This window comes from Undibacterium sp. SXout20W (assembly GCF_049340285.1).
Classification (GTDB): domain Bacteria; phylum Pseudomonadota; class Gammaproteobacteria; order Burkholderiales; family Burkholderiaceae_D; genus Undibacterium.
Genome location: NZ_JBMPPH010000007.1, coordinates 91,334 through 116,842 on the forward strand (window position 1 = coordinate 91,334; position 25,509 = coordinate 116,842).

Genomic DNA, 25,509 nt, shown 5'->3' on the forward strand with positions numbered 1-25,509 from the left:
GAAATACGCCACATACTTTTCCTAAAAACAGTCATTTCGTTTGTATAAATTGTTAATTGTAAGAAATACTAGTATCTTTGTAATCAAATCAGGTGTCAGACTGTAAATAAATAGTGCTCAGAAAAACACCGTGAAGAAGACTATGGATTGAGATTCTATCCGGCTGCCTGATCGATATCATCAAGGACTCGGTTTGGCTTTAATTTATTTATCTCTTTCAGATAAGAAAGTACCATGATCAGGCGTCTTTTTTTATTTCTTTTAAGCATTTTTACATTACTGATCCTAATATTAATCGGGAACACGTATCTTCATCAATCACAGCAAATCAAAGTCACGCCAACTGCACCCTTAATTATCGACGAAATCGCGGCTGCGCGCAGGCTGGCTGATTCACTGCGATTCACCACAATATCAAGCCAGACGGACTTGAGCTCGAATGCGAGTCAGTTTGAACAATTACATGCATTTATAGATCAATCCTTTCCACACATTCATACCAAGTTACTGCGTGAAACTATTGGTGCCAGCAGTCTTTTGTACAAATGGGAGGGTAGTGACCCATCGGCAAAACCAATTCTGTTGATGGCACACCAAGACGTTGTACCAATTGCACCGGGCACGGAGCAACTGTGGCAAGAGGCGCCTTTTGGTGGCGTAGTCAAAGATGGTTTCATATGGGGACGCGGCGCCTGGGACGATAAGGGTAATTTATTTTCCATCATGGAAGCGGTTGAAAATCTATTGGCATCTGGCTATCAACCGAAACAGACAATTTATCTGGCGTTTGGTCATGATGAAGAAGTGGGCGGTTTGCATGGTGCAAAAGAAATTGCGAATCTGCTCGAGTCACGCCACATCGAGTTTGATTTCATTCTCGATGAAGGAATGCTAGTGACCGAAGGGATTCTAAAAGGATTAGATTCGTCTGCTGCTTTAATCGGCGTCGCAGAAAAAGGCTATGCCAGCGTTCACTTAAGTCTGGATGCGGTACCGGGCCATTCTTCGATGCCACCGCAACAGACCGCTATCGGCATGATGAGTGTGGCGCTAAGCAAGCTGGAACAAAATCAACTACCCGGGAAAATACGCGGCGTCGCACTCGATATGTTTAATACGATTGCCCCTGAAATGCACGGTATCAATTGCGTGATGTTGTCGAATTTATGGCTTTTCAGTCCATTGTTGCAGCATGAATTGGAAAAAAGTGGCAGCACCAATGCCATGCTGCGTACAACCACGGCCTTAACCATGGTGCATGCTGGCAATAAAGATAATGTTCTGCCAGGGAACATACAAGCGACCGTGAATTTCCGCACGCTACCCGGCGACACGCAGGCAAGTGTCATTGAACACGTGAAAAATACGGTTGCCAACGCCAATATTCATATTCAAAACATGGTGGGTAACTCTGAGCCATCACGCGTTTCCCCTACCACTAGCAACGCTTATCAAACGCTCAATCGCACGATCCGTGAAACTTTTGCCAATACTATTGTGGCACCAGGCTTAATGCTGGGTGCCACCGATTCACGCTACTTTGAAAAATTGAGTAACAATATTTTTAAATTTTCGCCCGTGCGGGCAGGTAATGATGATCTGCCCCGGTTTCATGGGACGAATGAGCGCATTTCGGTAAAGAACTATGCAGAAATGATACGGTTTTATCATCAACTCATTTTAAACAGCAGCAAACCATCCAATGAAAAGGAGAAAGCCAAATGAAAAAGCACGTATTAACAACGAGCCTGGTAGTAAGTTTGATGCTGAGCAGCACGTCTGGTTGGGCTGCCATCACTTCGTGTGACGACATCAGCGATAAAATCAAGACCAAGCTTGCGCACAAAGAGGTGAAGGATTACGCGCTCGAAGTCGTTTCCAAAGACACAGAAACGTCTCTGCGCGTCGTTGGGGTCTGCGAGGGGGGTAAGAAAAAAATTATTTACAAGAAAATCAAAGCTAAGAAAACTGAAAAGACAGACAAGTCCGAAAACCCTGAAGAACCCAAAAAAGTAGAAAAAAGCGACAAGTCTGAAAAATAAGCAATTAAGCAACTAAGCAATCAAGCAATCAAGCAATCAAGCAATCAAGCAATTTTTGCCACTGAGATCTATAATTTTCTACTGCAATAGTAGGCCGCGCCGGGATAGCTGAGTAACAACGATGCTTGTTCCGGACGCAGGTCTTGATCTTCAAGAAACGCCAACTTATTCCAGAACGACAAGCTATCCTGAACCGATACCAGGCAAACATACTGTAACTGCCTGCTCATCGCATCTGTAATAGCGTGTTGTACGAAGGCCGCAGCAATGCCTTGTCCTGCCATGCGCGGTGCCACCGCCAAATCGTGAATGTAAAGAGCATCCGCCGCTGGCGGAAGCTCAAAATCGGACCCTAATTCAGAAATTTTCCCACGCTGCGACGGATATGCGACCAGATAAGCACCAATCCCATCTTTATTTTCAGCAACCCAAGCTGTCATGGGTGAGGTGTGCAAGCGCGAACGCAGGACGTCCATACTTTCCACCATGGTTTCTGCATAAGCCAGCTCTTGAACAGCATGCACCGCAGCGAGATCAGCTTCACGCATGAGCCGCAAATGAAATGTCATAAAAATTATTTCTTGGATTTAGCCGACGCTGACGATGAAGCCGAAGCTGAAGCCGATTCAGATTCAGAAGCGCTGGCTTCTTCAGATGTTGCTTCGCTATGCGGAGGCAATTCTGGTTTGACGACGTCAATTTTATTTTCACGCATGTAATCGTTCATTTCTTTCCAGCCAGCAAAAATTGCTGCTCTGGATGCGTCGGGATTCAAAGAATAACAGTCTTCAATCGCACGTCCCGCATGGCGACACGCACTACCTGTGGCGCGCGCATCGACTTCTTTTTGCGCTGCTTCTTTGGCCGGATCCGCAATACCCAGACGATCACAAGCGCTCAGCAATAACAGAGAAAATAAAGCAATTGCAGCAGAATAACGTGGCAACATCATAGCACCGGTTTAATATGAGAAAAAATGCACTACGCTGAGGGAAATTGCCCCTGCGACAGCATCCCTTAATGAATACCTGAGTACCGGAATACCTGAGTACGCATTAGTACTTTAACAAAACAATCCCGTAAGACATGGTAACGACGACCGCACAACTTAGTACAATTTGGGACTACCACGAGCCATAACATTGTTGAGACGGTTTTGCGTCAGTCCTACTTATGATACCTTAGTGTAGACGAGTATTGATAACATTGAATCAATAGTAAATGGCAGGAAAGTAGCGCTGTTCGTTGGACTAGCACGCGCAGCACTGCGGATTGTCTTACTCAGATAACGTCAATAACATCATTAAAATAACGCCACCACGCACGAGACATATGCTGACAAAAAAGAACCTGCTGACAATTTTCCTGCCATTCTCCTTACTGTTTATGTCGGCATGCAGTCAGCAATTTAACTGGCGTGAAGTACGTAACAACGAGGCGCCCTTCACCATACTCATGCCAGCCAAGGCAGAAAGTCTATCTAAAAAGATACAACTCGCTGATACCTCGTTGGACATGATCATGACGGCAACTGAGGTCGATGGACTCAGTTTTGCGGTTGGCAGTGCAAAGCTTGCGGATGCCAGCAAAGCTACCGACATTCTGGCGGCGATGCAAAATGGCATGATACGCAACATTCATGGCGAAATTTTGGAACCCGCTGAAACGGCGAACGGTGTGATGAAAGTACAAGGTCATGTGGGTAGTGGCGACATCAGCATGGCAGCAAGGTTTGTGACGCGTGGTAATTGGGTATATCAAATTATCATTGTCGGCCCGCAAAAAAAAATGACGCCTGACATCATCGATACCTTCATGAATTCCTTCATCGCAAACTGAAACACCATGGGTATTCATTTAGGATTATGATTGGTACTATGTATGCCATCGCACCGAATACAACGCATTTGTGCCCTTTGGCATCGTAGCAAATCGAAACACGACAACTCCATTATTAATTCAAGGAAATATAGTTATGTTGATCACGTTTAAATCTAAAGCGGCGACTGAAGTCACAATGTATAAAGAACACGCGCGCCGCATTCTGGAATTATTAGAAAAAGATGTAGAACGCGGCATCATTACCCCAGCGGAGTTACCACAGGCGATCGAAAAAATTGAAGCAGCTGTTGCCGATAGCAAAGCGCACCCGATTTCTGATGAAGTAAGCCGCGATATCAGTGCCCATCACAATGAAAATGGTGACGATAACGAGCATGAAAAACCAGAGCACGTCAGCTTTGCAACACGTGTTTTCCCTGTGCTTGAAATGTTGCATGCAGCAAATAAAATGCAAAGAGAAGTTATGTGGGGCGTGTAACCCATGACCGGGCATATTGAAAATACGCTTGAATTTGAACTGTGCGCAGATGATGAAACGACGATCTCTGTGCGTGATTGGCCGCTGACAGCAAACAATCAAGCAACAAATCCAACGCCAGTTCAAGGCGTGCTCATCATGCATGGTCTTGGTGAACATTGTGGAAGATATGCCCACGTTGCACGTTTTTTTAATGCCCTCGGTTTTGTTGTACGAACCTATGACCACCGGGGTCATGGTCAATCTGGCGGCAAATCCGGTGACGTCCCTGATAACGATGCCATGCTGCGGGATGCCGAATTAGTGCTCAATGATTTTCGGCGTCAATTGGACGGGCCACCCATTTTATTTGGGCATAGCATGGGCGGTTTATTCGCTGCACGCTTTACCGTGGGTGCTTTAGCGCCAATTCGCGCCTTGATACTGTCTTCACCGGCACTTGCCATCTATATGTCGGATGTCCAACGCGGCTTCCTGCGCTTCGCGACAGCGATGTTTCCGGGATTTGCCATTCCAAATGGCCTGAAAACACACTTTCTGTCACACGATGCAGAGGTCGTTCGTGCGTATAAAAATGACAATCTGGTGCATGCAAAAATCAGCGCCCGATTGCTTAATAGTATGCTGGCAGCGATGGATTTCAGTATGCAGCATGCCACCGATCTTAAAATTCCCGTGCTGCTCCTGGTCGCAGAAGATGACCATCTGGTCAATCCTGAAGGTAGCAAGCGCTTTTTAAACTTATGCCCGGCGCAATTGATCACAGCGCATTTTTATCCTGACTTTTATCACGAGATTTTCAATGAACTCGACGCGATCAAAGTCTTTGATGATGTACGCACCTGGATTGACGTGCAGCATTTATCACCGACAGAATCGGCATAAAAAACTATCGCCTGCCCCCAATATTTTACAAAAAATATATTTTTAAGTTGCCGATCATAATCAAAATTATCTGACAGCAACGTTGTACAAGAGGATGAATTAGCAGTACTGGCATATTGGCTGTTACACTAGCAAACGGTTTCAGGGCTTTCGTCTTCATTGAAATGCCAACTGGTATACCTTGCCGGCAGCGCATTGTTCGCGTTCGGCATTACATTAGTAACAATAAAATACTCCTATGCAAGAACGTCCAAGAAAAATCCTCGGTAAACCTGTCAATAAACCAGTCAACAAAACCGTCACGGCACATTCAGTCGCTGTACCAGAACATCAAGCAATTGAACTCAAGCCTGATTCACTCGCCTTCAGTCTGGTTGGCGCTGCGCAAGCGGTCGCCTTTGTCTTAGAGGGGACGGCCTTACCGCAGGCATTGCTTAAAGTCTTCGCGCAAACCAACGCCCTGCCACAAGCTCGTGGCGCGATTCAGGATATTTCTTATCGAACAATGCGCCAGGTAGGACGTGTCGATGCTCTGCTCAAAGCAATGACCAACAAAACGCCAGAACCAGCCATGTTATATGGATTGCTCTGTTGCGCCCTGACTTTATTGGTCAATAACGAGGGTGAAAATGCCCCATACGAAGATTTTGTCGTTGTAGATCAAGCAGTTACTGCTGCGACTTCCAACCCGCACATGGTGTTTGCAAAGGGGATGGTGAATGCAGTTTTGCGTCGTTTCTTGCGTGAAAAAGATGAATTATTAAAATTAGTCATGAAACAACCGGCAGCGGCATGGAATTATCCGCAATGGTGGGTCGATCAGACCAAAGCCGCTTATCCACAAGACTGGCAGGCGATTTTAACGACGGGCAATCATGCTCCACCGCTCACGTTGCGTGTCAATCGTCGTGCGACCAGCACAGAAACATATTTGGAATTGTTAGCCAGTCAACAAATCGCTGCGTCGCAAATTGGTCCGTATGCTGTGCGCTTAGAAAAACCAATTCCAGTCGCGCAAATTCCAGGATTCGAAGCAGGCATGGTATCGGTACAAGATGCAGCGGCACAGCGTGCGGCCCCCTTACTCGACGTTCATGCGGGCATGCGCGTACTGGATGCCTGCGCGGCGCCAGGTGGGAAGACTTGTCATCTGCTAGAACTCGCTGACCTGGATTTACTGGCACTGGAAATAGATACAGCACGTATTCAAAGAATCACCGAAAATCTGCAGCGTCTTCAATTGACGGCAGACATCCGGCAAGGTGACGCGACTCGTTCGGGTTGGTGGGACAATAAGCCTTTTGATCGCATTCTGGCGGATGTACCCTGTACGGCGTCGGGTGTAGTGCGCCGACATCCTGACAGCCGATGGTTACGACGCAAGACCGACACAGCCCAACTAGCCGCTTTGTCCTCACGTATACTCGACAATCTGTGGCGCATGTTGGCGCCAGGTGGCAAGATGTTGATGGTGACGTGCTCGATCTGGCCACAAGAATCAGAGAAACAAGCCCAGGCATTTGTTGAAAAACATGGGGCAGTACGGCTGGATGCGCCAGGGCAATTATTGCCCACGATGGCGAATTCGTCCGATGCACACAACGAACATGACGGTTTGTTCTACGCCTTGTTCCAAAAACCCGAGCAAAGCTAACTAAATCGAGAGCTTCACGTTATCATTGAGCCTTACGTAAAGTAGTCTGTCGCGCTATGTTCCGCTAACGCTTGCGCCGACAGAACCATTCTGCGTAAGTCCTGTCAATATGACTCCCGATTTTACTTTTTTTTATTGCATGCTCTTTCGACTGACCGCACCGCTACGCCACTATTTGCTGACATTTATGTTGGCATTAATGGCTGTATTCGTCGTGCCCGCGGTGCAAGCGACAGAAGCCGAAGTGACCTCCGCTAAGCTTGAAGCCACTGATGAAGGATATCGGATCTCCGCCAGCTTTTCTTTTGAACTCAGTCGCGGACTCGTCGATGCGATCGCCAAAGAAATTCCCTTATCATTTACGACCGAAGTCGAATTGACTCGTCCGCGCTGGTATTGGTTTGATGAAAAAACCATACGCTCGATCCAGACAGTCAAGATTGCCTACAATCCATGGACCAGAAATTACACTGGCACTATTAACAACGGTTTGCAGCAAAATTTCCCGACGCTGGAAGATGCATTGGCGCTAGTGCTGCGACCACGACGCTGGATAGTGGCCGAAAAAGGAAGTCTGACGCCGGGTGCCATCTATAACGTCGGGGTGAAACTCAAACTGGATTTGAGTTATTTGCCGAAGACTTTCCTTATCACCTCACTCAATGACAGTGACTGGCGCTTCTCCTCTGACTGGAAACGCTTTACTTTCAAGGCCGAAGACAAGTGACGAAATTATTGCGGTATGCCTTAATTATCGGCGGTGCTCTGATGAGTATCCTGCTATTTTTACTCACCACCGCAGCGGATAACTCAACCCGATTTGAGCACTATTATGGCTGGCTGCTAGGTGCGAATGCGCTCGTCGCATTGGCATTACTAATCTTAATTGCCACGCTGTTACTACGCCTGTTCAGCCGCTTCCGTAGTCGCGAATTTGGCTCCAGATTGATGACACGGCTGGTGTTGTTGTTTGCCCTCGTCGGCATATTGCCAGGCAGTGTGATCTATATGGTTTCGGTGACTTTCGTCTCAAAGTCGATCGAATCCTGGTTTGACGTGAAGGTGGAATCCGCGCTTGATTCCGGCAAAAATCTCGGCCTTAGCGCACTCGATTTTTTGCTGGCAGACTTGAAAACCAAAGCGCGAGACATGGCAGGTGAATTAACTTCCCCGTCCAGTTCTTCCGCCTTAGTGTTGTCGCGCTTACGCGAGCGGGCGGGGGTCCAAGAAGCCTGCATCGTCAATAGCAAAGGACGCTTGATTGCCGCCGCAAATCAAAATTTTGATCGCTTAGTGCCAGAACTGCCAACACCCGAAATGCTGCGTGCCGCACGTAGCTCGCGTATTTATGCCGCCACCGACGAGAAAATCATTGATTCAGAACCGGATAATCCAGCGAACAATGCTGCGACCAATGGCGCCAAACGTCCGGTACTGGCACAGGAACCAAAGAAAATTTTACGCTCACGCGTCGTCATTCAACTTGAAGGCGGTGACAGCGGATTGTCATTGCAGCATGAAACCTATTATTTACAATTAATACAACCCGTCCCGGCGAGCATAGCAATGCACGCCGAAGCATTACGGAATGCGTCAAGCGAATATCAAGTGCGGTCTTTAGCGCGCGGCAGCTTGAAGACGATGTATATTTTTACATTAACACTGACTTTATTGCTTGCTATTTTTGCCGCAATTACCAGTGCGTTTCTTATATCGGGACAACTTGCCCGCCCCTTACTTTTGCTTGCTGAGGGCACCAAGGCGGTGACCGAAGGGAATTTCTCACCGCGCCCTATCGTTGCCAGCAACGATGAGCTTGGCAGTCTGACCCAGTCATTTAACACCATGACGCGTCAGTTGTTTGACGCACGGGCGGCGGTAGAAAAAAATCGAAATGAACTTGAAAATGCCAAAGCCTACCTCGAATCCGTTCTGGCCAATATGTCGGCCGGCGTGATGGTATTGGATCAGGCAGGACATCTGGTGACATGCAACGAATCGGTCGAACGGATATTACAACGTCCTTTAGAGGCAGAAATTGGTAAATCGCTTAATACTATTTCTGGCATGAGTGAATTTGCAGCCGAGATCGATAAAGCATTTTCCGAACAACATGCTCAATCCGCTGCTGGTGGTAAAGACGGCCATGAGCAGCACTGGCAGCAGCAAATTGAAGTGCCACGGCCCGATGCCGTCCATCATCAGCCCCCCGCCGCTGACGCCATGCCGAATGATGAAAAACCCAGCATTACTTTATTGGCACGCGGCTCGCATTTACCTGTTGGCTCAGGCAATGGTTATGTGATTGTGTTCGACGATATCAGCAACATTATTTCAGCCCAGCGCTCGATCGCGTGGGGTGAGGTGGCGCGTCGTTTGGCGCATGAGATCAAAAATCCGCTGACGCCGATACAATTATCGGCAGAACGTTTACAAATGAAGTTGCAAGATAAACTCAATGAAACAGACGTCGCCATCTTGAATAAAAGTACCACCACAATCGTTAATCAGGTGGCATCCATGAAGCGCATGGTAGATGATTTCCGCGATTATGCAAAAACGCCGCCAGCAGTCTTAGCGCAACTGGATTTGGGTGAATTGATCGACGAAGTTTTACATTTATATCTGGCTGGGGACGACCGCGACATTATTCGCCTGAGTATGGCGCCGGATCTGCCTAAAATCATGGGCGACGCCACACAATTGCGTCAGGTGATCCATAATTTGCTGCAAAATGCGCAGGATGCCGTGGCGGACAACCCGCAAAGCGAGATTCCACCGCGTATTGATGTCATCACCGAAGTGGTTCGTTACAACACCAAAGGCAATGATGTTCATTCTGCTGTGAGGCTCTCAATTATCGATAACGGTCCGGGTTTTTCTAAAAAAATTCTGGCGCGTGCCTTCGAACCCTATGCCACTTCGAAGCCGCGTGGTACCGGATTGGGGCTGGCAATGGTGAAAAAAATTATCGATGAACATGGCGGTAGAATCGATATTCAAAATCGTACTGATACAAACGGTGCAAAAGTAGCGATTTTGCTGTTAAAGTTAGCACCGGAATTAAAAGAAGTTTGAGTATCCAGGTAGGCAGGTAATCACCTGACATCTTCGTAGAAAAGATGCGGGTATAAAAAGTAAAAATCATAGGGGCGGTAATAGGGTAATTTTATGGCAAATATTCTGGTCGTAGATGATGAAATGGGAATCCGGGAGTTACTTTCGGAAATTCTGGGAGATGAAGGACATGTGGTGCAGCTTGCTGAAAATGCACAACAAGCTCGCCTGGCACGTCAGGAAGCAAAACCAGATCTGGTTTTATTGGATATCTGGATGCCAGATACAGACGGCGTGACGTTGCTCAAAGAATGGCAGCGTGATGGGCTATTAACCATGCCGGTAATTATGATGTCGGGTCATGCGACGATCGATACCGCTGTTGAAGCGACACGTATTGGTGCGCTCAATTTCCTTGAAAAGCCAATTGCTTTACAGAAATTATTAAAAGCGGTACAGCAAGGTTTGACCCGAACACCAGAAGCGACGCGGCCTGCTGTGCCACCTTTGCGTGTGATCAGCGGCGATCACAATAGCAGTCAACATACAGCGCACAGTCTGCAAACAAGCAACTCTGGATATGAAACTCGATCCTTTAGTGTAACGCCAAACAATACAGTGGCGCCGGTGAATCAATTTGCCAGTCTCTCATTTGATTTGCCTTTACGTGAAGCCAGAGATGCATTCGAACGTATTTATTTCGAATATCACTTAAATCGTGAAAGTGGCAGTATGACGCGGGTCGCAGAAAAAACCGGTCTCGAACGTACCCATCTGTATCGTAAGTTGAAACAACTGGGTGTTGAGTCGGTTAAGTACGCCAAACGCGGCGAATAATACTCTGCGCTGGCATCAATGTCTGATCGCATACCGCTGACCATTGTCAGCGGTGCTGATTATGCCTTAAGGGAAGCCACAATTGCTGAAGCAAGTGCGGCCTTTCTGAGTGCGCATTCACAAGATGCCAAAATCGCGGCAATCCTCGAAGGCCTGCCTGCCGGCAATTTGTTGTTACAAGCCAGTACCCAACTCAACGTCCAACGTATCGCACCAGGTTGTTTTTGTTGCATTGGTAATTTAACAATGCGCGTAACGTTAAATCGACTTCTGCGACAAAAAATACAACACCTTTACCTTAGTGTTGCCAGTACGGAACATCTTCAAAATATCCGCCAGACTTTGCAACAAGCACCATATGATCAGTTGTTACTAGAAGATTCCTTGATTTGCTTGTAGACTAAAGACTGACGGTGCTTCTGCCGTTACTAGCACTAGCGCATCAAATAGTCTTCTGTCAGATAAAAGTTGTCGATCACGCATTAGCCTCAAACCTTACACCTCACTTGAAATCCGCTGCCGTTAGCACCATGTCCGGTTACACCGAGGAAGTTTTTCCTCCTACCAGAAAGGATGCAAAAAATGAATCTCATCTACAACAGCGAAAACTACAGCGTCGTCGAATATGGTGCTGACGCCGACCACGAAGCTTTGCGCTTTGGCGGTTATGAAATTACCGATAAAGCAATACATCGTGAATGGTTCATCGCAGGTTCCAGAGCCATCGACTTCCGCAATGACGTTACGCAATTGATCGCCAGTGAACCAAGCGTGGAAGAAATTGACGAATTTCTGGGGCAATATGATGCCTGCATGGGCCAGCCAGTCTATTTTCATTAACATTGTCTACGTTTGATTTGTCGGCAATCGGGGACACGCGTTGCGGTCATCCTTCACGGCGGCTGATACTGCTAAACAAATAAGCAGCATCAGCCTCCGCGTATGGCATCTGCATAGCAAACTGCTATCTTGGGATCATTACCCCCTATCACTGCCCCAGGTATGAATACAAGCACGAATTGGCTGGAAAGTTTACGCCACCTGACGCCTGCCGATAAGGCGGTGCTGATTACGGTCACTGCGGTTAAAGGTTCCACGCCACGCGGCGCAGGGACCCGTATGCTGGTCACCGCCAGCAATCAATACGATACCATCGGCGGCGGTCATCTCGAATGGAAAGCCATCGCCAGTGCGCGTCTTTGGCTGGCAGAAGCTGCGCCAGACTTTTCACCACGCGATATTGATTTGTCACTGGGACCAAGCTTGGGTCAATGTTGTGGCGGCGCCCTCAGTCTACGTCTCGAACGCGTCGATTGCTGGAGTTATGGCGACTTACAATGCAAACTCCACACGTTTAAAGAAGAGCAAGCAGGTCTGCCCCATTTATATCTGTTCGGTGCTGGCCATGTTGGCACGGCACTTGTTCATATTCTGCAACAGACCCCTTGTCGCATCACATGGATCGATGAGCGTGATCATTTATTTCCTGACGCCTTGCCTGCGAATGTTGTGACCGAAGCCACCGATACGCCAGAAGCCGTCATTTCGGCGGCTGAAGAAGGTGCATATTTTTTAGTCATGACGCATCATCATGGTCTCGATTTAATTCTCAGCGAACACATTTTGCGCAAGCCGCAGGTAGCCTGGTTTGGCCTGATTGGCTCCAAAACCAAACGTGCGCGATTCGAAAACCGCTTACAAGAGCGCGGTATTGCAAAAATCCAATTGCAAGACATGGTGTGTCCGGTTGGTATTGCCGGCATCACTGGCAAAGAACCGGGCGTCATCGCCGTCGCCATTGCCGCACAATTATTGCAACTCTGGGCGAAGCCCCCTACACTCTCGGCCATCACCCCGCTAACAAGAATAAGTGACATCAATCTATGAGTACCTCCTCTTTACATGATTTTATCCGCCATCTGCCTAAAGCCGAATTGCATTTACATATCGAAGGTTCACTCGAACCCGAAATGATGTTTGCGCTCGCTAAAAAAAATCAGGTCAACCTGCCCTACGCCAATGTCGAAGAAGTACGGGCAGCATATGACTTTGAAGATCTGCAATCATTTCTCGATTTGTATTATGCAGGCGCCGCCGTACTGCAAACCGAGCAAGATTTTTTCGACCTTACTGACGCGTATATTCAACGTGCTTTAGCAGATCAAGTACGACATGTGGAGTTATTTTTTGACCCACAAACCCATACGGCACGTGGCATTGCCATTGAGACCGTCTTTTCTGGTATCGCCCGAGCCTTACGTGAGGCCAAAGCAAAACATGGTTTTTCCGGCAGCATGATTTTGTGTTTCTTACGCCATTTAAATGAAGAAGAGGCGATTGCAACATTGGAAGCCGCCTTGCCTTTGCGTGACGAGTACGCGGACGTCTGGATAGGCGTTGGCCTGGATTCAGCAGAGGTCGGCAATCCACCGGAAAAATTTACCCACGTATTTACCTTAGCACAAACGATGGGTTTTCATCTGGTTGCGCATGCGGGTGAAGAAGGGCCACCAGCCTATATCCACAGCGCGCTGGATGTCTTGCAAGTCGAACGAATTGATCACGGTGTCCGGGCGGAGGAAGATGCGGCCTTAATACAGCGCTTACAACAAAGCCGTATGCCGCTCACTGTATGCCCGCTATCCAATCTGAAATTATGCGTGGTTAAAGATTTACGTGACCACAATCTGGCGCGTATGTTACGTGACGGTCTGTGCGTCACTATCAACTCCGATGATCCGGCCTATTTTGGTGGCTACATGAATACAAATTTCATTGCCACGGCGGATGCGCTTGATTTGAGTAAAACGGAATTGGTTCAACTGGCACGGAATAGTTTTGAGGCGGCATTCGTGTCTGAAGAACAAAAACAAGTCTGGCTGGATGAACTTGACGCGTATCTGAAAAGCGCCTGATTTTTTCAAATTAAGCGACCAAGGTGGGAGTATCTATAAAAATCAGCCTCATTATGATGATGAAATAAAGGCTATAAAATTTTACTCCCCCCTGGTATTTAACAGATATGACGTTCTTGAAATCCTTGATTGTGCCAAATAGATAATTCAGGTTCGTTTCTGCAGTGGCGTTCATATGGCGACATATCGTGAATTTCTGGACAACTTTGGAGTAAGAAGTCACTTAGCCAAAGCTGACTTAACAAAATTCAACTTCTGTCACCTCTCCTGCTGACGATCAAAGCTGTTATGCTTTTCTAAAGCATCCGCTCGCATTCCAATCTTATGTAAATCGCTCGCCAAGAAAGGGCAACCGTGGCCACCCCCTTCCATCAACTTTTTCAGCGTTTGTTTGGCAGTGGGCGAGGTAAAAATGCCAAAAATACGCCAGATGGTGCATCGCAGGCCAGATCTTCAGCGACCGATAGCTCATCAGAAGTCATTCCGCCCATCCAGCCGTCGTCAACCAATACCAACAAGGACACGATCAATCTGCCGGGTGGCAACTTGCCTGATATTATCCCTAGCCGTATCACAGGGTCAGCGACAAAATATGCGGTCTGGCAACCGGCGATTCCGATTGATACGTTGTTTTTCGATTGGATCATGGGATCCCCTGGCGAAAGCAGCGTTGCAGAACTTGAACATAAAGTGCTGCAAGCCTTATATGGTTTGCTTGCAGCCGACCTCAATGAAGCCGTTGTCGTTCCGCGTATGCCAAGCATCATTCCGCAATTGTTGGCAAGTTTGCGTAACAAATCGGTCAATGTTCAAGAACTTACTCGTCTGATTGTCAAAGATGTGGTGTTAGTTGGTGAAGTCATCAATGCCGTCAATAGCGCGGTGTACAACCCTGCTGATCGCATCAGCAGCCTCGATAAAGCTGTATTGATGCTCGGTGAGGATGGTCTACGTTTTGTCATTGCGAAAGTCGCGTTCCGTCCGATCATCAATCTCAGTACTGGCCCTTATACACGTCGAGCTGCGCCCCATATATGGCTGCAATCCGAAAAGTGTGCGCTGGCCTGTCATACGCTGAGTGAGACGGGCGACCATGCATTCCAGGCCTTTTTGACTGGATTGATGAAGAACGTCGGTCTGATCATTGCTTTTCGTATTCTCGATCAAGAATGTGAGCAAGCCAAATTTAGATATTCCGCCAGTTTTCAATATGCAATGAACGCCGTCGCTGCTACTTTGTCCTATCGTATTGCCCAACGCTGGGAGTTCCCACCTGAGGTTGTAAAAGCCTTGCAACAACAAGCGGGTGGAAAAAAAACGGAATGGAGTGCGTTAGGTCAGCTCTTGCATGATGCAGATCTGATTAGCAAAATGCGGGTACTGGTTAATCAAGCGCAACTCAGCCGCAACGATCAGCAACTCAAAGCTGGACTCAGCCCAAAAATGGCAGAGTGCTTTGATCACCTCAACACCTTACACGCCTATGAACTTCGCAATGTGACGACTAGTCGTTGATTTTTGAGTGAAGAATGGCGGGTTGCATCCGCCCGGTTAAAGATCCCTAGCCTTGGAAGTATCACTTTTGACTTTCACCGATTTCGATAAATAGGACATAAAAATCCTGGCAACAAGGAAAATTCACTTCAATGCGTTACATGGCCCTGTAAATTGATAAAATGCACGGCACGTGTTTGTATTCCGCTTCAAAGAGTCATGTCATTGTCGCACCTTCACCACCCTCATCACCCTCATCTCATTTAGGATTTCTATGCACATCGCTCCGCTTGGTACATTGACAGAAGACACCGAAAACGATTGGCTGATCAGCACCCCGATCGCTATCGCGGCGCTTGATGATCACCAATGTGAGTTTTTATTGGAAGGTTACGCTGATGATCCGCGACCTCAGGAATTTAGCGATGCAATCAGCCATTTTTTAGCACTCGATAAATCGGTATTGCATGCAGTAGAAGATGACATTTTTTCGTATTATCAAGACTGCGCACAATTTGCCAAAAGCGAAGGGGAAGAGGTCATTACGATTGCTGCCGCGAATGAAGTCTGGCAGCATATACAGTTTGGTGATGAGGTGCTGGTATGTCGCCGTCAAACTGGCGATCAAGGCGTCTATGTGTTACTGGAGTGCGATTGCGACTGGAATGAAATCGAAGGTCTGCAAATCGTCTTCAAAAATGGTCAGGTGATTAATAAGCTCGGTCCGTTTGATGATTTTTTAAGTAATGCCGATGTCTATGGCGTGCCAGAACTAGAAAAAGTGATCTATCAAAGTCGCGGCTAATAGTACGCTTCAATCTGTCATTCATCCGATTTTAAAATGAGAATGGCGCTATTTCAGCCCCATTCTCACTCTCCACGCTTGATGAAAAGTTTGCGTTAAATTAATGCGCAGCTTCCGCTAAATCATGCGCGAGTTGATTGTGACGTTCCAGCACATTGCCCAGATCGATGGTGGTGAATTGTCCGTCCTTGACGACGACGCGACCGTTTATGACGCTGTATGACACGTCGGCGGGCGTACAAAACACCAGCGCAGCAACCGGATCATGCCAACTTCCTGCAAAGCCTAATTTGTTCAGATCAAACAAAACCAGATCGGCTGACATACCTGGTTTCAGTGCGCCGATATCATCGCGGTTCAATACTTTAGCGCCACCCAACGTCGCAATTTCTAATGCCTGCCGTGCTGTCATCGCATCTGGACCAAAGCCAACTCGCTGCAACAACATCGCCTGCCGGACTTCACCGAGCATATGCGCACCGTCGTTCGACGCAGAACCGTCCACACCCAAGCCAACGGACACACCCGCATCAAGCATCTTACGAATCGGTGCAATGCCAGATGCCAGTCGCATATTGGAGCAAGGGCAATGCGCGACACCCGTGCCAGTGCGGGCGAAAAGATAAATACCATCTTCATCCAGTTGTACACAATGCGCGTGCCAGGCATCCGGACCAACCCAACCGCAATCCTCAGCGTATTGTGCCGGTGTCATATTAAATTTTTCACGACTATACGCAATATCGTTGGCGTTTTCAGCGAGATGCGTATGTAATGACACGCCGTAGTGACGTGCCAAAACTGCCGATTCTTTCATCAAATCACGAGATACCGAAAAAGGTGAGCATGGTGCAACCACAATACGTTGCATCGCATGACGACCGGCATCATGATAGGTTTCGATCAGTCGCTGCGTATCACTCAAGATGGCTTGTTCGTTTTCAACCACACTATCCGGTGGCAGACCGCCACTAGAACGTCCTACACTCATTGAGCCACGCGCCGCATGAAAGCGCATGCCTATCTGTTGAGCAGACTCAATGCTATGGTCTAACTTGCAACCATTTGGGTAAATATACAAATGGTCGCTGCTGGTGGTGCACCCGGACATGATCAATTCTGCCATCGCCGTCAACGTTGAGACCTGCACCATCTCCGGTGTCAGATTTGCCCACACCGGATAAAGATTGGTGAGCCAGTTAAAGAGCTCTCCATTTTGCGCCGCCGGTAAAACACGGGTCAAACTTTGGTACATATGATGGTGCGTATTGATTAAGCCGGGAATCACCACATGATCACGAGCATCAATGATTTCATCTGCATCTTGTGGCAAGTCGACGCTGGCACCCACATGTTCTATCAGGTTATCGCGAATAAAGACGGCACCGTCAGCGATCTCGCGGCGCGCATCATCCATTGTAACGACGACACGCGCATTTTTAATGAGTAAGGTTTTCGACATGATATTACTTTTAATGATCAGAACTTTGCGCCGAGGCTAATGCATTAGCGTGTATGTCCTGTTGATTTCCTTGGCCATTAAAAAACAGATTCAACAAAACTGCCATCGCTGACGCCAGCAAAATACCGCTATGCAGAATTGTCGATAAATAGGCCGGCATTTGTCCGAAAAAACTCGGTGCAACAATGGGAATCATGCCTGCACCAATGCTGACTGCAACAATAAATAAATTATTGCGATTATGATGGAAATCGACCTTGGCCAAAATTTTAATACCCGTTGCCGCCACCATACCGAACATGACTGTTCCTGCGCCACCGAGTACGAATTGCGGGATAGAAGCGGCGATATGCGCCATCTTAGGAAACAGACCAAACGCGACCAGGATACAACCAGCGGCAACACACACATAGCGGCTACGTACGCCAGTAACGCCGACCAGACCGACATTTTGCGAAAAGGAGGTGTAGGGAAAAGTATTAAAAATCCCACCGATCACCGTACCCAAACCATCGACACGCAAACCACGCGCAAGGGTTTTGTTATCGACTTTAATGCCAACGATATCCCCCAACGCAATAAACATACCCGTAGATTCGATCATCGTCACAATCATGACCAGACACATGCTGACAATAGAACCAAGATCAAATTGTGGCCAACCATAATAGAATGGGCGAACCATCGCAAACCAATCCGCGTTTTCGATGCCGACAAAACTGATTTTGCCCATGGCCAATGCAATCAGAAAGCCGATGATCATCCCCATTAACACGGAAATATTGGCAATAAAGCCTTTCATGTATTTTGTAATCAACAAGATCGATATCAACACGACCAGCGCGACCCCCAGATTCTCAGGGGAACCATAATCAGGATTTGGTATTTTAGTGAAGACGCCATTCACAACTTTACCAATAATGGGTTGTCCGCCAGCGGCCCAATTGATGCCCACACCCATGAGCGAAATGCCAATAACAGTGATGACCGTTCCCGTCACGACAGGCGGAAAGAAACGCATCAACTGACTCATAAATGGCGCGACGGCGATACAAAAAATCCCACCAGCAATGACGGCGCCGTAGATATGTAGAATACCCAGATCAGGATTACCTGCCATCGCCACCATGGGGCCGACGGCAGCAAATGTCACCCCCATCATGACTGGCATACGGATGCCGAATTTCCAAATACCCAGACTTTGAATGATCGTGACCAGGCCACAGCAAAACAGATCGGCACTAATCAAAAACGCGATCGCGTACTTTGGCAAATTGAGCGCGCCACCGACAATCAACGGTACGGCAATCGCTCCTGCATACATGACCAACACATGTTGCATGCCCAATGCAAAAAGCTTCATGATCGGTAGTTTTTCATCGACGGGGTGCCGCTCTGTTGTGGTATTCATAATGTCTCGATATTTTAGTTAATGTACTTTGTGCTTTTTTTACAATGTAAATCTGCTGTATTAATCTGCTGTATTAATCTGTTGTACAAATCCGATGTACAAATCCGTTGTACAAATCATCTATAACAACCAGCTGTAACATTCATTTCTAAATACGCTACCTAAACACCCTCACAAGCGTGAAAATTTTCATGTAGCGCGTTCAACATTTAAAAAAAAACCGCATGAAGAAATAGTTCTCATGCGGTTTTTTTCTACATTAACAATCAGAACTTATGGCGAATACCGACGGCAACGCTGGTCGCACGATCCGCAGTACTGATTTTGTCACTCATTGCTACCGCGTACACGTCAGTCCGTTTGGACAAATCGTAATCATAGCCAGCGGAGAATGTATCGCGAGTCCGATCAGCACCAACTAAACTACCAGTGCGTTTGGTATCGGCATAAGCCAGCAAGACGTTGCCGCCTGCTGCGGGTACTTTGGCGCCCAGACTGTAGGTTTTGTCGGTCATTGATGCACCAGTGCTGCTATCGTCTTTGCTAGTCGAATACGTTGCAAATAACTTCGCAACGTTCAGATCGTAGCTACCACCAACAAAATAGGATTTTTGGTAATTGATGGAGGCGTAGTTAATTGGTGTACTTGTCGCATCAACGATCGCACCTGATGTTGGATTACCAACTTGAACTTGGTGGTAGTAAGCCGACAACGCCAGTGGACCATTGAAATACAATACATTCATGCCAACGTTGTTGACGCCCGTTTTGCCCGCTTGCTCACCTGCCTGATAATGGATGTTAGCACTCAAGCCGCTGAAATTCGGTGTGCTGTAAATGATTTCATTACTCCAACCGGAGTCTCCCGCTAAGGTGTTGACCCAGCTACGTGCGGCAAAATTTCCACTCGGTACCCAGGTGTGCAAGACCAATGGAGAAAAATTAAATGAATCGCCAAATGGATTGAAGATAACGGTTGGCAAGAAACTTGGCGACAGATTACGTCCTAAAGAGACTTTACCAAACTCACCAGAAATACCTACGTTTGCATCACGGGAAAAAAGCGTATCACCGGAGAAGCGGCCAGATTGACCGCTATCAGCTTGCAGAAAACTTGTCAGAGCGAAGTCAACCTTCAGACCGTTGCCCAGATCTTCTACGCCCTTGAATCCCAGCCATGAGGTTGTCATCCCGCCACTGTTGACAGCCAATTTACTGCCGGTGTCGCCGCTATATTTGATCGAGCCAGCTGACATATCAACCAGACCCTGGACGGATACCGTTGATTGTGCAAGTGCACTGCCTGCAGCAAAAGTGGCAGCAACTGCGACGACTAGAGTATTGAATTTCATTTTCATCGTTCTTCCTTTATCGAGGTTGTAAAAAAAATCTTTTGCAGCAGCGCACTTTTGCGCATTTCAGTCTTTGAAGCGTCCTGTCTACCAGACGTTTGAGCTCAAACGCAGGTTCAGGATCTTATTAAATCAGCCAGACGAAAACCGCCTATCTGGACAATTTGTTCTATACATTCATGCATTTCGGTGACGCGGTCTGAATTCAGGCGCTGCGCGAAGTGCCGGATAATACTTTGTCTGTCATGCCCACGTACAGCAATGATGAACGGAAAACCAAATTTGTCGTTGTATGCCGCATTCAAGCGTTGTAACTCCGTAAATTCTTCGGGGCTACATTGATTTAATCCGGCACCACTTTGTTCACGCGTTGACTCTTCCGTCAACTCGCCACGCACCGCAGCTTTGCCAGCCAATTCAGGATGGGCACGGATTAAAGTCAGCCGCGCATCTTCATCCGCAGAACGCACCGCGTGCGCCATCGATGCATGCAAATCATGCACGCTGAGAAATGGTCGACGCGTGGCCACAGCTTGTGCAACCCACGGCGAATGCTCAAATATGCCACCTAACACGCTGACGAATTCAGCATCAGAAAGCTGGTTAATGGCGTCCATACTATAGGTCATGCTCATGCTGTTGCCTCTGCTTTGTTTGTCGCTACATAAGGATGTTGCTGCATCCAATGTTGCGCAATATCGATACGGCGGCAAATCCATACCTTGTCATGCGATTGCACATAATCCAAAAAGCGTTGCAGTGCCTTGAAACGTCCCGGTCTGCCAAGCAAACGGCAATGCATGCCGATTGACAGCATTTTGGGCGCGTTGTCACCTTGCGGGTCACCTTCCGCATACAACACATCAAAACTATCTTTCAAATACGTAAAGAACTGCTCGCCAGTATTAAATCCTTGTGGCGTCGCAAAACGCATGTCATTGCTATCTAAAGTGTACGGCACGATCAAATGCGGTTTCACCTCACCAGCGCTGGTGCTGACCTCAGTCCAGAATGGCAAATCGTCACCATAATAATCAGCGTCATACGCAAAACCACCATGTTCCACGACTAACCGACGTGTATTCGGTGAATCCCGTCCGGTGTACCATCCCAACGGCGCACTGCCCGTCAATTCACGAAATATGTGCACAGCTTGCTGCATGTGATCACGTTCTATTGCTTCATCGAGATTCTGATAATGAATCCAACGCAATCCGTGACATGCAATTTCATGCCCTAATTCAGAAAACGCCTGGGTCAATTCAGGATGGCGCTGCATTGCCATCGCGACACCAAATACGGTTAAGGGCAACTTGCGTTTTTCAAATTCGCGCAAGATCCGCCAGACACCTGCCCGCGAGCCATATTCATAAATGGATTCCATTGACATATGCCGCGCTTCATACGCTGCGGCGCCAACAATTTCCGATAGAAATTGTTCGGACGCTTTGTCACCATGCAGAACACAATTTTCGCCGCCTTCTTCATAATTCAATACAAACTGCACAGCAATACGTGCCTGTTGTGGCCATTGTGCGTGTGGCACGTGGCGGCCATATCCAATCAGATCGCGCGGATAAGCTGAGGTGATTGTCATTCTTCGTTTTTCTCCGTCAATGTTGGAACGATGTTGTCAGATCTGACTGCAAATCAACGACGTTTTTGTCCCAGTACCGCCATTAAATCAAAACCTTTACCAACATTTTTCGGTGTACGACAAGCACACTGATGCAAATGTTGTGCCATTTCATGCAAGGCAACTTTTTTATCACGTCGCTCCAAGGCTTCCAGCACCTTAAAATGTTCATCAAATGAACAAGGACGTGTTCCCACTACATCATTACTTGAAATCATTAAAGTCGTTCGCGACACCAGACGACGCAGCATATCGACCAATAATTCGTTGCCACTTAAGCGCGCCAGTTCTATATGAAAATCAGCAGACAATCTGATCCATTGCGACCGATCGCCTTGCAAATACGCATCGCGTTCACGCTCAACCATCGCCCGCAATCCAGCCAAACCATGTGCGTCGGCGTGGTTCACGACTTTTTCTAGTGCAAGTTGTTCCAAATTCTGGCGTAACTCGAACATGTCCTGTGCCTCTTTTTCGCCCGGACTGGCAATAAATGCACCACGATTGGGCTCCAGGTCAACCAGACCATCGGCGGCCAGCTGATTCAATACCTTACGCACGCCGTGACGGGCCATGGCATAAATCTGGCTCAAAGATTGCTCAGTCAATTTAGTACGGGCAGGCAAACGATGATCCATGATGGCATCGTAGATATCGCGATACATGCGCTGTTCTTTTTCAGCGTTATCGGTCGCATCGACGGTATCGTTGCTTTGCTGGTCGTTGGTCATACTACTATTCACGGGCTGGCTCGATGTTGAATGAAGTTAAAGACGACGCGTTTCTGCATAAATTATTTTCATATTTAATCACGATTGTCGACAATCGATAAACAAGAAATTACAGATTTTTATATTTGTGTTGCGTATAACGTCGCGAAGTTCTTGTTTAACAAGGATTTATCGAGGTTTTATTTGACACGTAGAATTTCGCGGGCTTAAGATTGTCGACAATATTGCATAATTTATGTCAATTTTATTTACATTTTTGCTAGATAAAGGATACGCATGGGACGTCTCACGACACATGTACTCGACACCGCTCATGGCAAGCCCGGGCAAGGGATACAGGTCAGCTTGTATCGTATTGAAGACCAAAAAAGGCAATTGTTATGCGAACGCGTTACTAACGCAGATGGCCGTTGCGACCAAGCCTTATTAGAAGGCGAAGCATTAATTGCCGGCGTCTACGAGCTTGATTTTGATGTTGGCAGCTATTTTAAGAAGCTGGGTGCCGTATTGTCGGAGCCCGCGTTTCTTGGGGTTGTCACTCTCCGCTTTGGCGTCTCTGATGCTACACAACACTATCATGTGCCATTGGTGACAACACCATGGAGTTACTCAACTTACCGCGGCAGTTAAGGATTCTCGATGGAAGCGTATTTGTTAGACTGGGCCAACTTGTTATTACGTTGGACGCATGTCATTGTGGCGATTGCCTGGATCGGCTCCTCATTTTATTTTGTGTGGCTGGACAATCATCTGACCCCACCCACCGACGAACAACTCAAGCGGCAAGGTGTGGGCGGCGAATTATGGGCTGTCCATGGCGGCGGTTTTTACAATCCTCAAAAATATCTCGGTGCACCGCCAAAGTTACCAGAGCATTTACATTGGTTTTACTGGGAATCGTATAGCACCTGGCTGTCTGGCTTTAGTCTGTTTTTACTGGTTTATATCTGTAATGCACGTAGCTATTTGATCGATCCAGCAGTAGCGCAGTTGACGCCCGGGATGGCAATCGCCGCCGCCTTAGGATTTCTGGCATTGGGTTGGGTTGTTTATGATCTGCTATGCCGGATTTTTGGTAAAAATGAGAGATTATTGTCCGCTTTAATCGTTGCTTATGTGGTGGCAGCGGCCTGGGTTGCTTGTCATCTATTTTCAGGACGTGCTGCATTTTTGATCATCGGCGCCATGATTGCCACCATCATGAGCGCCAATGTATTTTTCTGGATTATTCCCGGTCAACGCAAAGTTGTGGCAGCTATGAAGGCGGGCGAGCCCGTCGATCCCGTCCATGGGCAACGTGGCAAACAACGCAGCGTTCATAATACGTATTTCACATTGCCAGTCTTATTCGCAATGCTGTCCAACCACTACAGCATGACTTATAGCGCCAGCAATAATTGGTTAGTCCTGGTCTTAATCATGGTTGCAGGCGTGTTGGTACGGCAATTTTTTATTTTGCGTCACAAGGGCAAGTCGCAACCGATTTATCCTATTCTGGCGATTGCCATTCTAGCCGGCGTCGCTGCAATGATCGCTCCTAAACTGGGTACACAATCGGCTACACAATCGTCAACACCAGCGGTGGAAGACCAATTCGTTGAAGTACAAAAAATCGTACAAGCTCGTTGTATCCAATGTCACGCAAGTCATCCTACTTTGATGGACAGTCCAGCGAAAGGCTTAATGTTTGATCAGCCGGGTGTGATTCAAGCGAAATCTCAACTGATTTATCAGCAAGTCGTGCAGCAAAAAATCATGCCGATGGGGAATCTGACCAATATCACGGAACAAGAACGTGCTGTGATTGCTCGCTGGGTAGAAAGCGGCGCAGCGAGCACGCCAGCCAGTAAATAAATCATCGATCAAGAACCCAATAACTAGAAAGTATTTTATGGCCATTGTCACACTCGACCCCAACGCTCCTGAATTTACGCGTCGCTACCCTAACCTTGCCGATCCGCGCTTAGGCGCTGCAACCCTGGCGTGTAGCGATGATTTTTTCGCGGAAATGGCGCGCATGCTCAATCCAGAGCCTGCCGTTTTTATTCCGGGTAAATATGATACCAATGGCAAATGGATGGATGGCTGGGAATCGCGTCGTAAGCGCGTGAATGGCTATGACTGGTGTGTCGTGAAACTCGCGCGTGCTGGTGTCTTGAAAGGTATCGATATTGATACCAGCCATTTCACCGGCAACTATCCGCCAGCTGCGTCATTGGAGGGGGCGTTCGTGTCGGCAGGTGAGCCAGACGCAGACACAGTGTGGCACGAAGTTCTGCCGTCCGTTAATCTGCAGGGCAATAGCCATCATTACCATGAGATTCATCACCCGCAAGCTTTCACACACTTACGTCTGAACATTTATCCAGATGGCGGTGTTGCACGCTTACGTGTGTATGCACAGCCAGAAAACGACTGGGCAACAGTGGATCGCACAAGCTTGTTTGATTTGATCGCAATGGAAAATGGCGGCTATGTCGTCGCCACCAATAATCAACATTTTGGCTTGGCATCGAATCTGCTCATGCCAGGGCGTGGCGTGAACATGGGCGATGGCTGGGAAACACGTCGTCGCCGTGAACCCGGCAATGACTGGTGCATTATTGCTTTAGCACACCCGGGAATTGTCGAGAAAATCGAAGTCGACACCTGCCATTTTAAGGGGAATTTCCCTGACAGTTGCTCGATACAGGCCGCGTCCATGGCAGGCGGCACCGACACATCTTTAATCACGCAATCGATGTTCTGGCCTGTACTGTTACCGCAGCAAAAACTGCAAATGGATCACCAACACTACTACCAGCAAGAAATTCAGGCATTGGGTGAGATCACGCATATCCGCTTAAATATTTTCCCTGATGGCGGCGTTTCACGTTTGCGTTTATTAAGCAGACTGGCATAAAACATT

Annotated in this window: 26 protein-coding genes; 18 read left to right on the forward strand and 8 right to left on the reverse strand. The window is 47.6% G+C overall.

From position 1 onward, the window contains the following. Positions 1-234: 234 nt before the first annotated feature. Complete coding sequence (locus ACO0K1_RS06155; RefSeq protein ID WP_423023776.1) at positions 235-1,725, forward strand: M20 family peptidase; 1,491 nt, start codon at positions 235-237, stop codon at positions 1,723-1,725. Then, the gene (locus tag ACO0K1_RS06160) at positions 1,722-2,042 is read left to right on the forward strand and encodes a DUF1161 domain-containing protein (protein ID WP_423023778.1); all 321 of its coding nucleotides are present in this window, start codon (positions 1,722-1,724) and stop codon (positions 2,040-2,042) included. Before ACO0K1_RS06155 ends, ACO0K1_RS06160 begins: the two co-directional genes overlap by 4 nt. Before the next feature lie 68 nt (positions 2,043-2,110). On the opposite strand, the gene ACO0K1_RS06165 is transcribed toward ACO0K1_RS06160, so the two are convergent. Both ACO0K1_RS06165 and ACO0K1_RS06170 read right to left on the reverse strand, forming a co-directional pair. Further along, positions 2,111-2,611, reverse strand: a complete 501-nt coding sequence (locus ACO0K1_RS06165) for a GNAT family N-acetyltransferase (RefSeq protein WP_423023780.1) — start codon at positions 2,609-2,611, stop codon at positions 2,111-2,113. 5 nt (positions 2,612-2,616) lie between these two features. Beyond that, positions 2,617-2,994, reverse strand: coding sequence for a hypothetical protein (locus ACO0K1_RS06170; RefSeq protein WP_423023782.1), 378 nt, complete (start codon positions 2,992-2,994; stop codon positions 2,617-2,619). A gap of 380 nt (positions 2,995-3,374) precedes the next feature. On the opposite strand from ACO0K1_RS06170, the gene ACO0K1_RS06175 reads away from it, so the two are divergent. The 13 genes from ACO0K1_RS06175 (at position 3,375) to ACO0K1_RS06235 (ending at position 16,009) form a co-directional block, all read left to right on the forward strand. After that, positions 3,375-3,881 carry a hypothetical protein gene (locus ACO0K1_RS06175; RefSeq protein ID WP_423023784.1) on the forward strand — a complete coding sequence of 169 codons (507 nt, stop codon included), beginning with the start codon at positions 3,375-3,377 and terminating at the stop codon, positions 3,879-3,881. Between the two features lie 136 nt (positions 3,882-4,017). Then, positions 4,018-4,362 (forward strand): DUF1840 domain-containing protein, encoded by a 345-nt coding sequence (locus tag ACO0K1_RS06180; protein ID WP_423023786.1) that lies wholly within the window; start codon positions 4,018-4,020, stop codon positions 4,360-4,362. A gap of 3 nt (positions 4,363-4,365) precedes the next feature. Beyond that, the gene (locus ACO0K1_RS06185) at positions 4,366-5,247 is read left to right on the forward strand and encodes a lysophospholipase (protein ID WP_423023788.1); all 882 of its coding nucleotides are present in this window, start codon (positions 4,366-4,368) and stop codon (positions 5,245-5,247) included. A 238-nt stretch (positions 5,248-5,485) separates the two neighbouring features. Continuing rightward, positions 5,486-6,901 (forward strand): 16S rRNA (cytosine(967)-C(5))-methyltransferase RsmB, encoded by a 1,416-nt coding sequence (rsmB, locus tag ACO0K1_RS06190; protein ID WP_423023790.1) that lies wholly within the window; start codon positions 5,486-5,488, stop codon positions 6,899-6,901. Positions 6,902-7,040: 139 nt separating this feature from the next. Continuing rightward, a complete protein-coding gene (locus tag ACO0K1_RS06195) occupies positions 7,041-7,628 on the forward strand; it encodes a DUF4390 domain-containing protein (RefSeq protein WP_423023792.1) in 588 nt (195 codons plus the stop codon). Continuing rightward, the gene (locus ACO0K1_RS06200; RefSeq protein WP_423023794.1) at positions 7,625-9,979 is read left to right on the forward strand and encodes an ATP-binding protein; all 2,355 of its coding nucleotides are present in this window, start codon (positions 7,625-7,627) and stop codon (positions 9,977-9,979) included. Before ACO0K1_RS06195 ends, ACO0K1_RS06200 begins: the two co-directional genes overlap by 4 nt. Positions 9,980-10,072: 93 nt before the next feature. Further along, positions 10,073-10,795, forward strand: coding sequence for a response regulator (locus ACO0K1_RS06205; protein WP_423023796.1), 723 nt, complete (start codon positions 10,073-10,075; stop codon positions 10,793-10,795). A gap of 18 nt (positions 10,796-10,813) precedes the next feature. Next, a complete protein-coding gene (locus ACO0K1_RS06210; protein ID WP_423023798.1) occupies positions 10,814-11,194 on the forward strand; it encodes a GTPase in 381 nt (126 codons plus the stop codon). 183 nt (positions 11,195-11,377) lie between these two features. Further along, positions 11,378-11,635 (forward strand): BTH_I0359 family protein, encoded by a 258-nt coding sequence (locus ACO0K1_RS06215; protein ID WP_423023800.1) that lies wholly within the window; start codon positions 11,378-11,380, stop codon positions 11,633-11,635. Between the two features lie 162 nt (positions 11,636-11,797). Further along, the gene (gene xdhC / locus ACO0K1_RS06220; RefSeq protein WP_423023802.1) at positions 11,798-12,682 is read left to right on the forward strand and encodes a xanthine dehydrogenase accessory protein XdhC; all 885 of its coding nucleotides are present in this window, start codon (positions 11,798-11,800) and stop codon (positions 12,680-12,682) included. Continuing rightward, positions 12,679-13,710, forward strand: coding sequence for an adenosine deaminase (locus tag ACO0K1_RS06225; protein ID WP_423023804.1), 1,032 nt, complete (start codon positions 12,679-12,681; stop codon positions 13,708-13,710). Before xdhC ends, ACO0K1_RS06225 begins: the two co-directional genes overlap by 4 nt. A 354-nt stretch (positions 13,711-14,064) precedes the next feature. Continuing rightward, positions 14,065-15,225: an HDOD domain-containing protein gene (locus ACO0K1_RS06230; RefSeq protein WP_423023806.1), complete on the forward strand. Its 1,161-nt coding sequence runs from the start codon at positions 14,065-14,067 to the stop codon at positions 15,223-15,225. A gap of 253 nt (positions 15,226-15,478) precedes the next feature. Next, a complete protein-coding gene (locus ACO0K1_RS06235) occupies positions 15,479-16,009 on the forward strand; it encodes a DUF6985 domain-containing protein (RefSeq protein ID WP_423023808.1) in 531 nt (176 codons plus the stop codon). A 100-nt stretch (positions 16,010-16,109) separates the two neighbouring features. On the opposite strand, the gene ACO0K1_RS06240 is transcribed toward ACO0K1_RS06235, so the two are convergent. The 6 genes from ACO0K1_RS06240 to ACO0K1_RS06265 form a co-directional block, all read right to left on the reverse strand. Further along, positions 16,110-17,471 carry an 8-oxoguanine deaminase gene (locus ACO0K1_RS06240; protein WP_423023810.1) on the reverse strand — a complete coding sequence of 454 codons (1,362 nt, stop codon included), beginning with the start codon at positions 17,469-17,471 and terminating at the stop codon, positions 16,110-16,112. A 10-nt stretch (positions 17,472-17,481) separates the two neighbouring features. Continuing rightward, complete coding sequence (locus ACO0K1_RS06245) at positions 17,482-18,882, reverse strand: nucleobase:cation symporter-2 family protein (protein ID WP_423023812.1); 1,401 nt, start codon at positions 18,880-18,882, stop codon at positions 17,482-17,484. A gap of 266 nt (positions 18,883-19,148) precedes the next feature. Further along, positions 19,149-20,234 carry a porin gene (locus ACO0K1_RS06250; RefSeq protein ID WP_423023814.1) on the reverse strand — a complete coding sequence of 362 codons (1,086 nt, stop codon included), beginning with the start codon at positions 20,232-20,234 and terminating at the stop codon, positions 19,149-19,151. 116 nt (positions 20,235-20,350) lie between these two features. After that, positions 20,351-20,869, reverse strand: a complete 519-nt coding sequence (uraD, locus tag ACO0K1_RS06255) for a 2-oxo-4-hydroxy-4-carboxy-5-ureidoimidazoline decarboxylase (protein ID WP_423023816.1) — start codon at positions 20,867-20,869, stop codon at positions 20,351-20,353. After that, positions 20,866-21,831 carry an allantoinase PuuE gene (puuE, locus tag ACO0K1_RS06260; protein WP_423023818.1) on the reverse strand — a complete coding sequence of 322 codons (966 nt, stop codon included), beginning with the start codon at positions 21,829-21,831 and terminating at the stop codon, positions 20,866-20,868. The genes uraD and puuE overlap by 4 nt, the downstream gene beginning before the upstream one ends. 53 nt (positions 21,832-21,884) lie before the next feature. Then, the gene (locus tag ACO0K1_RS06265; RefSeq protein WP_423023858.1) at positions 21,885-22,601 is read right to left on the reverse strand and encodes a GntR family transcriptional regulator; all 717 of its coding nucleotides are present in this window, start codon (positions 22,599-22,601) and stop codon (positions 21,885-21,887) included. 276 nt (positions 22,602-22,877) lie between these two features. Between ACO0K1_RS06265 and uraH the strand changes: the two genes are divergently transcribed. From uraH to alc, 3 genes are read left to right on the forward strand one after another with little or no spacing between them, the layout of a single operon-like run. Beyond that, positions 22,878-23,231, forward strand: a complete 354-nt coding sequence (gene uraH, locus ACO0K1_RS06270; RefSeq protein ID WP_423023820.1) for a hydroxyisourate hydrolase — start codon at positions 22,878-22,880, stop codon at positions 23,229-23,231. Between the two features lie 9 nt (positions 23,232-23,240). After that, complete coding sequence (locus ACO0K1_RS06275; RefSeq protein WP_423023822.1) at positions 23,241-24,455, forward strand: urate hydroxylase PuuD; 1,215 nt, start codon at positions 23,241-23,243, stop codon at positions 24,453-24,455. Positions 24,456-24,492: 37 nt separating this feature from the next. Next, entirely contained in the window at positions 24,493-25,503 is a 1,011-nt protein-coding gene (alc, locus tag ACO0K1_RS06280; protein ID WP_423023824.1) for an allantoicase, read from the forward strand. Positions 25,504-25,509: the final 6 nt, after the last annotated feature.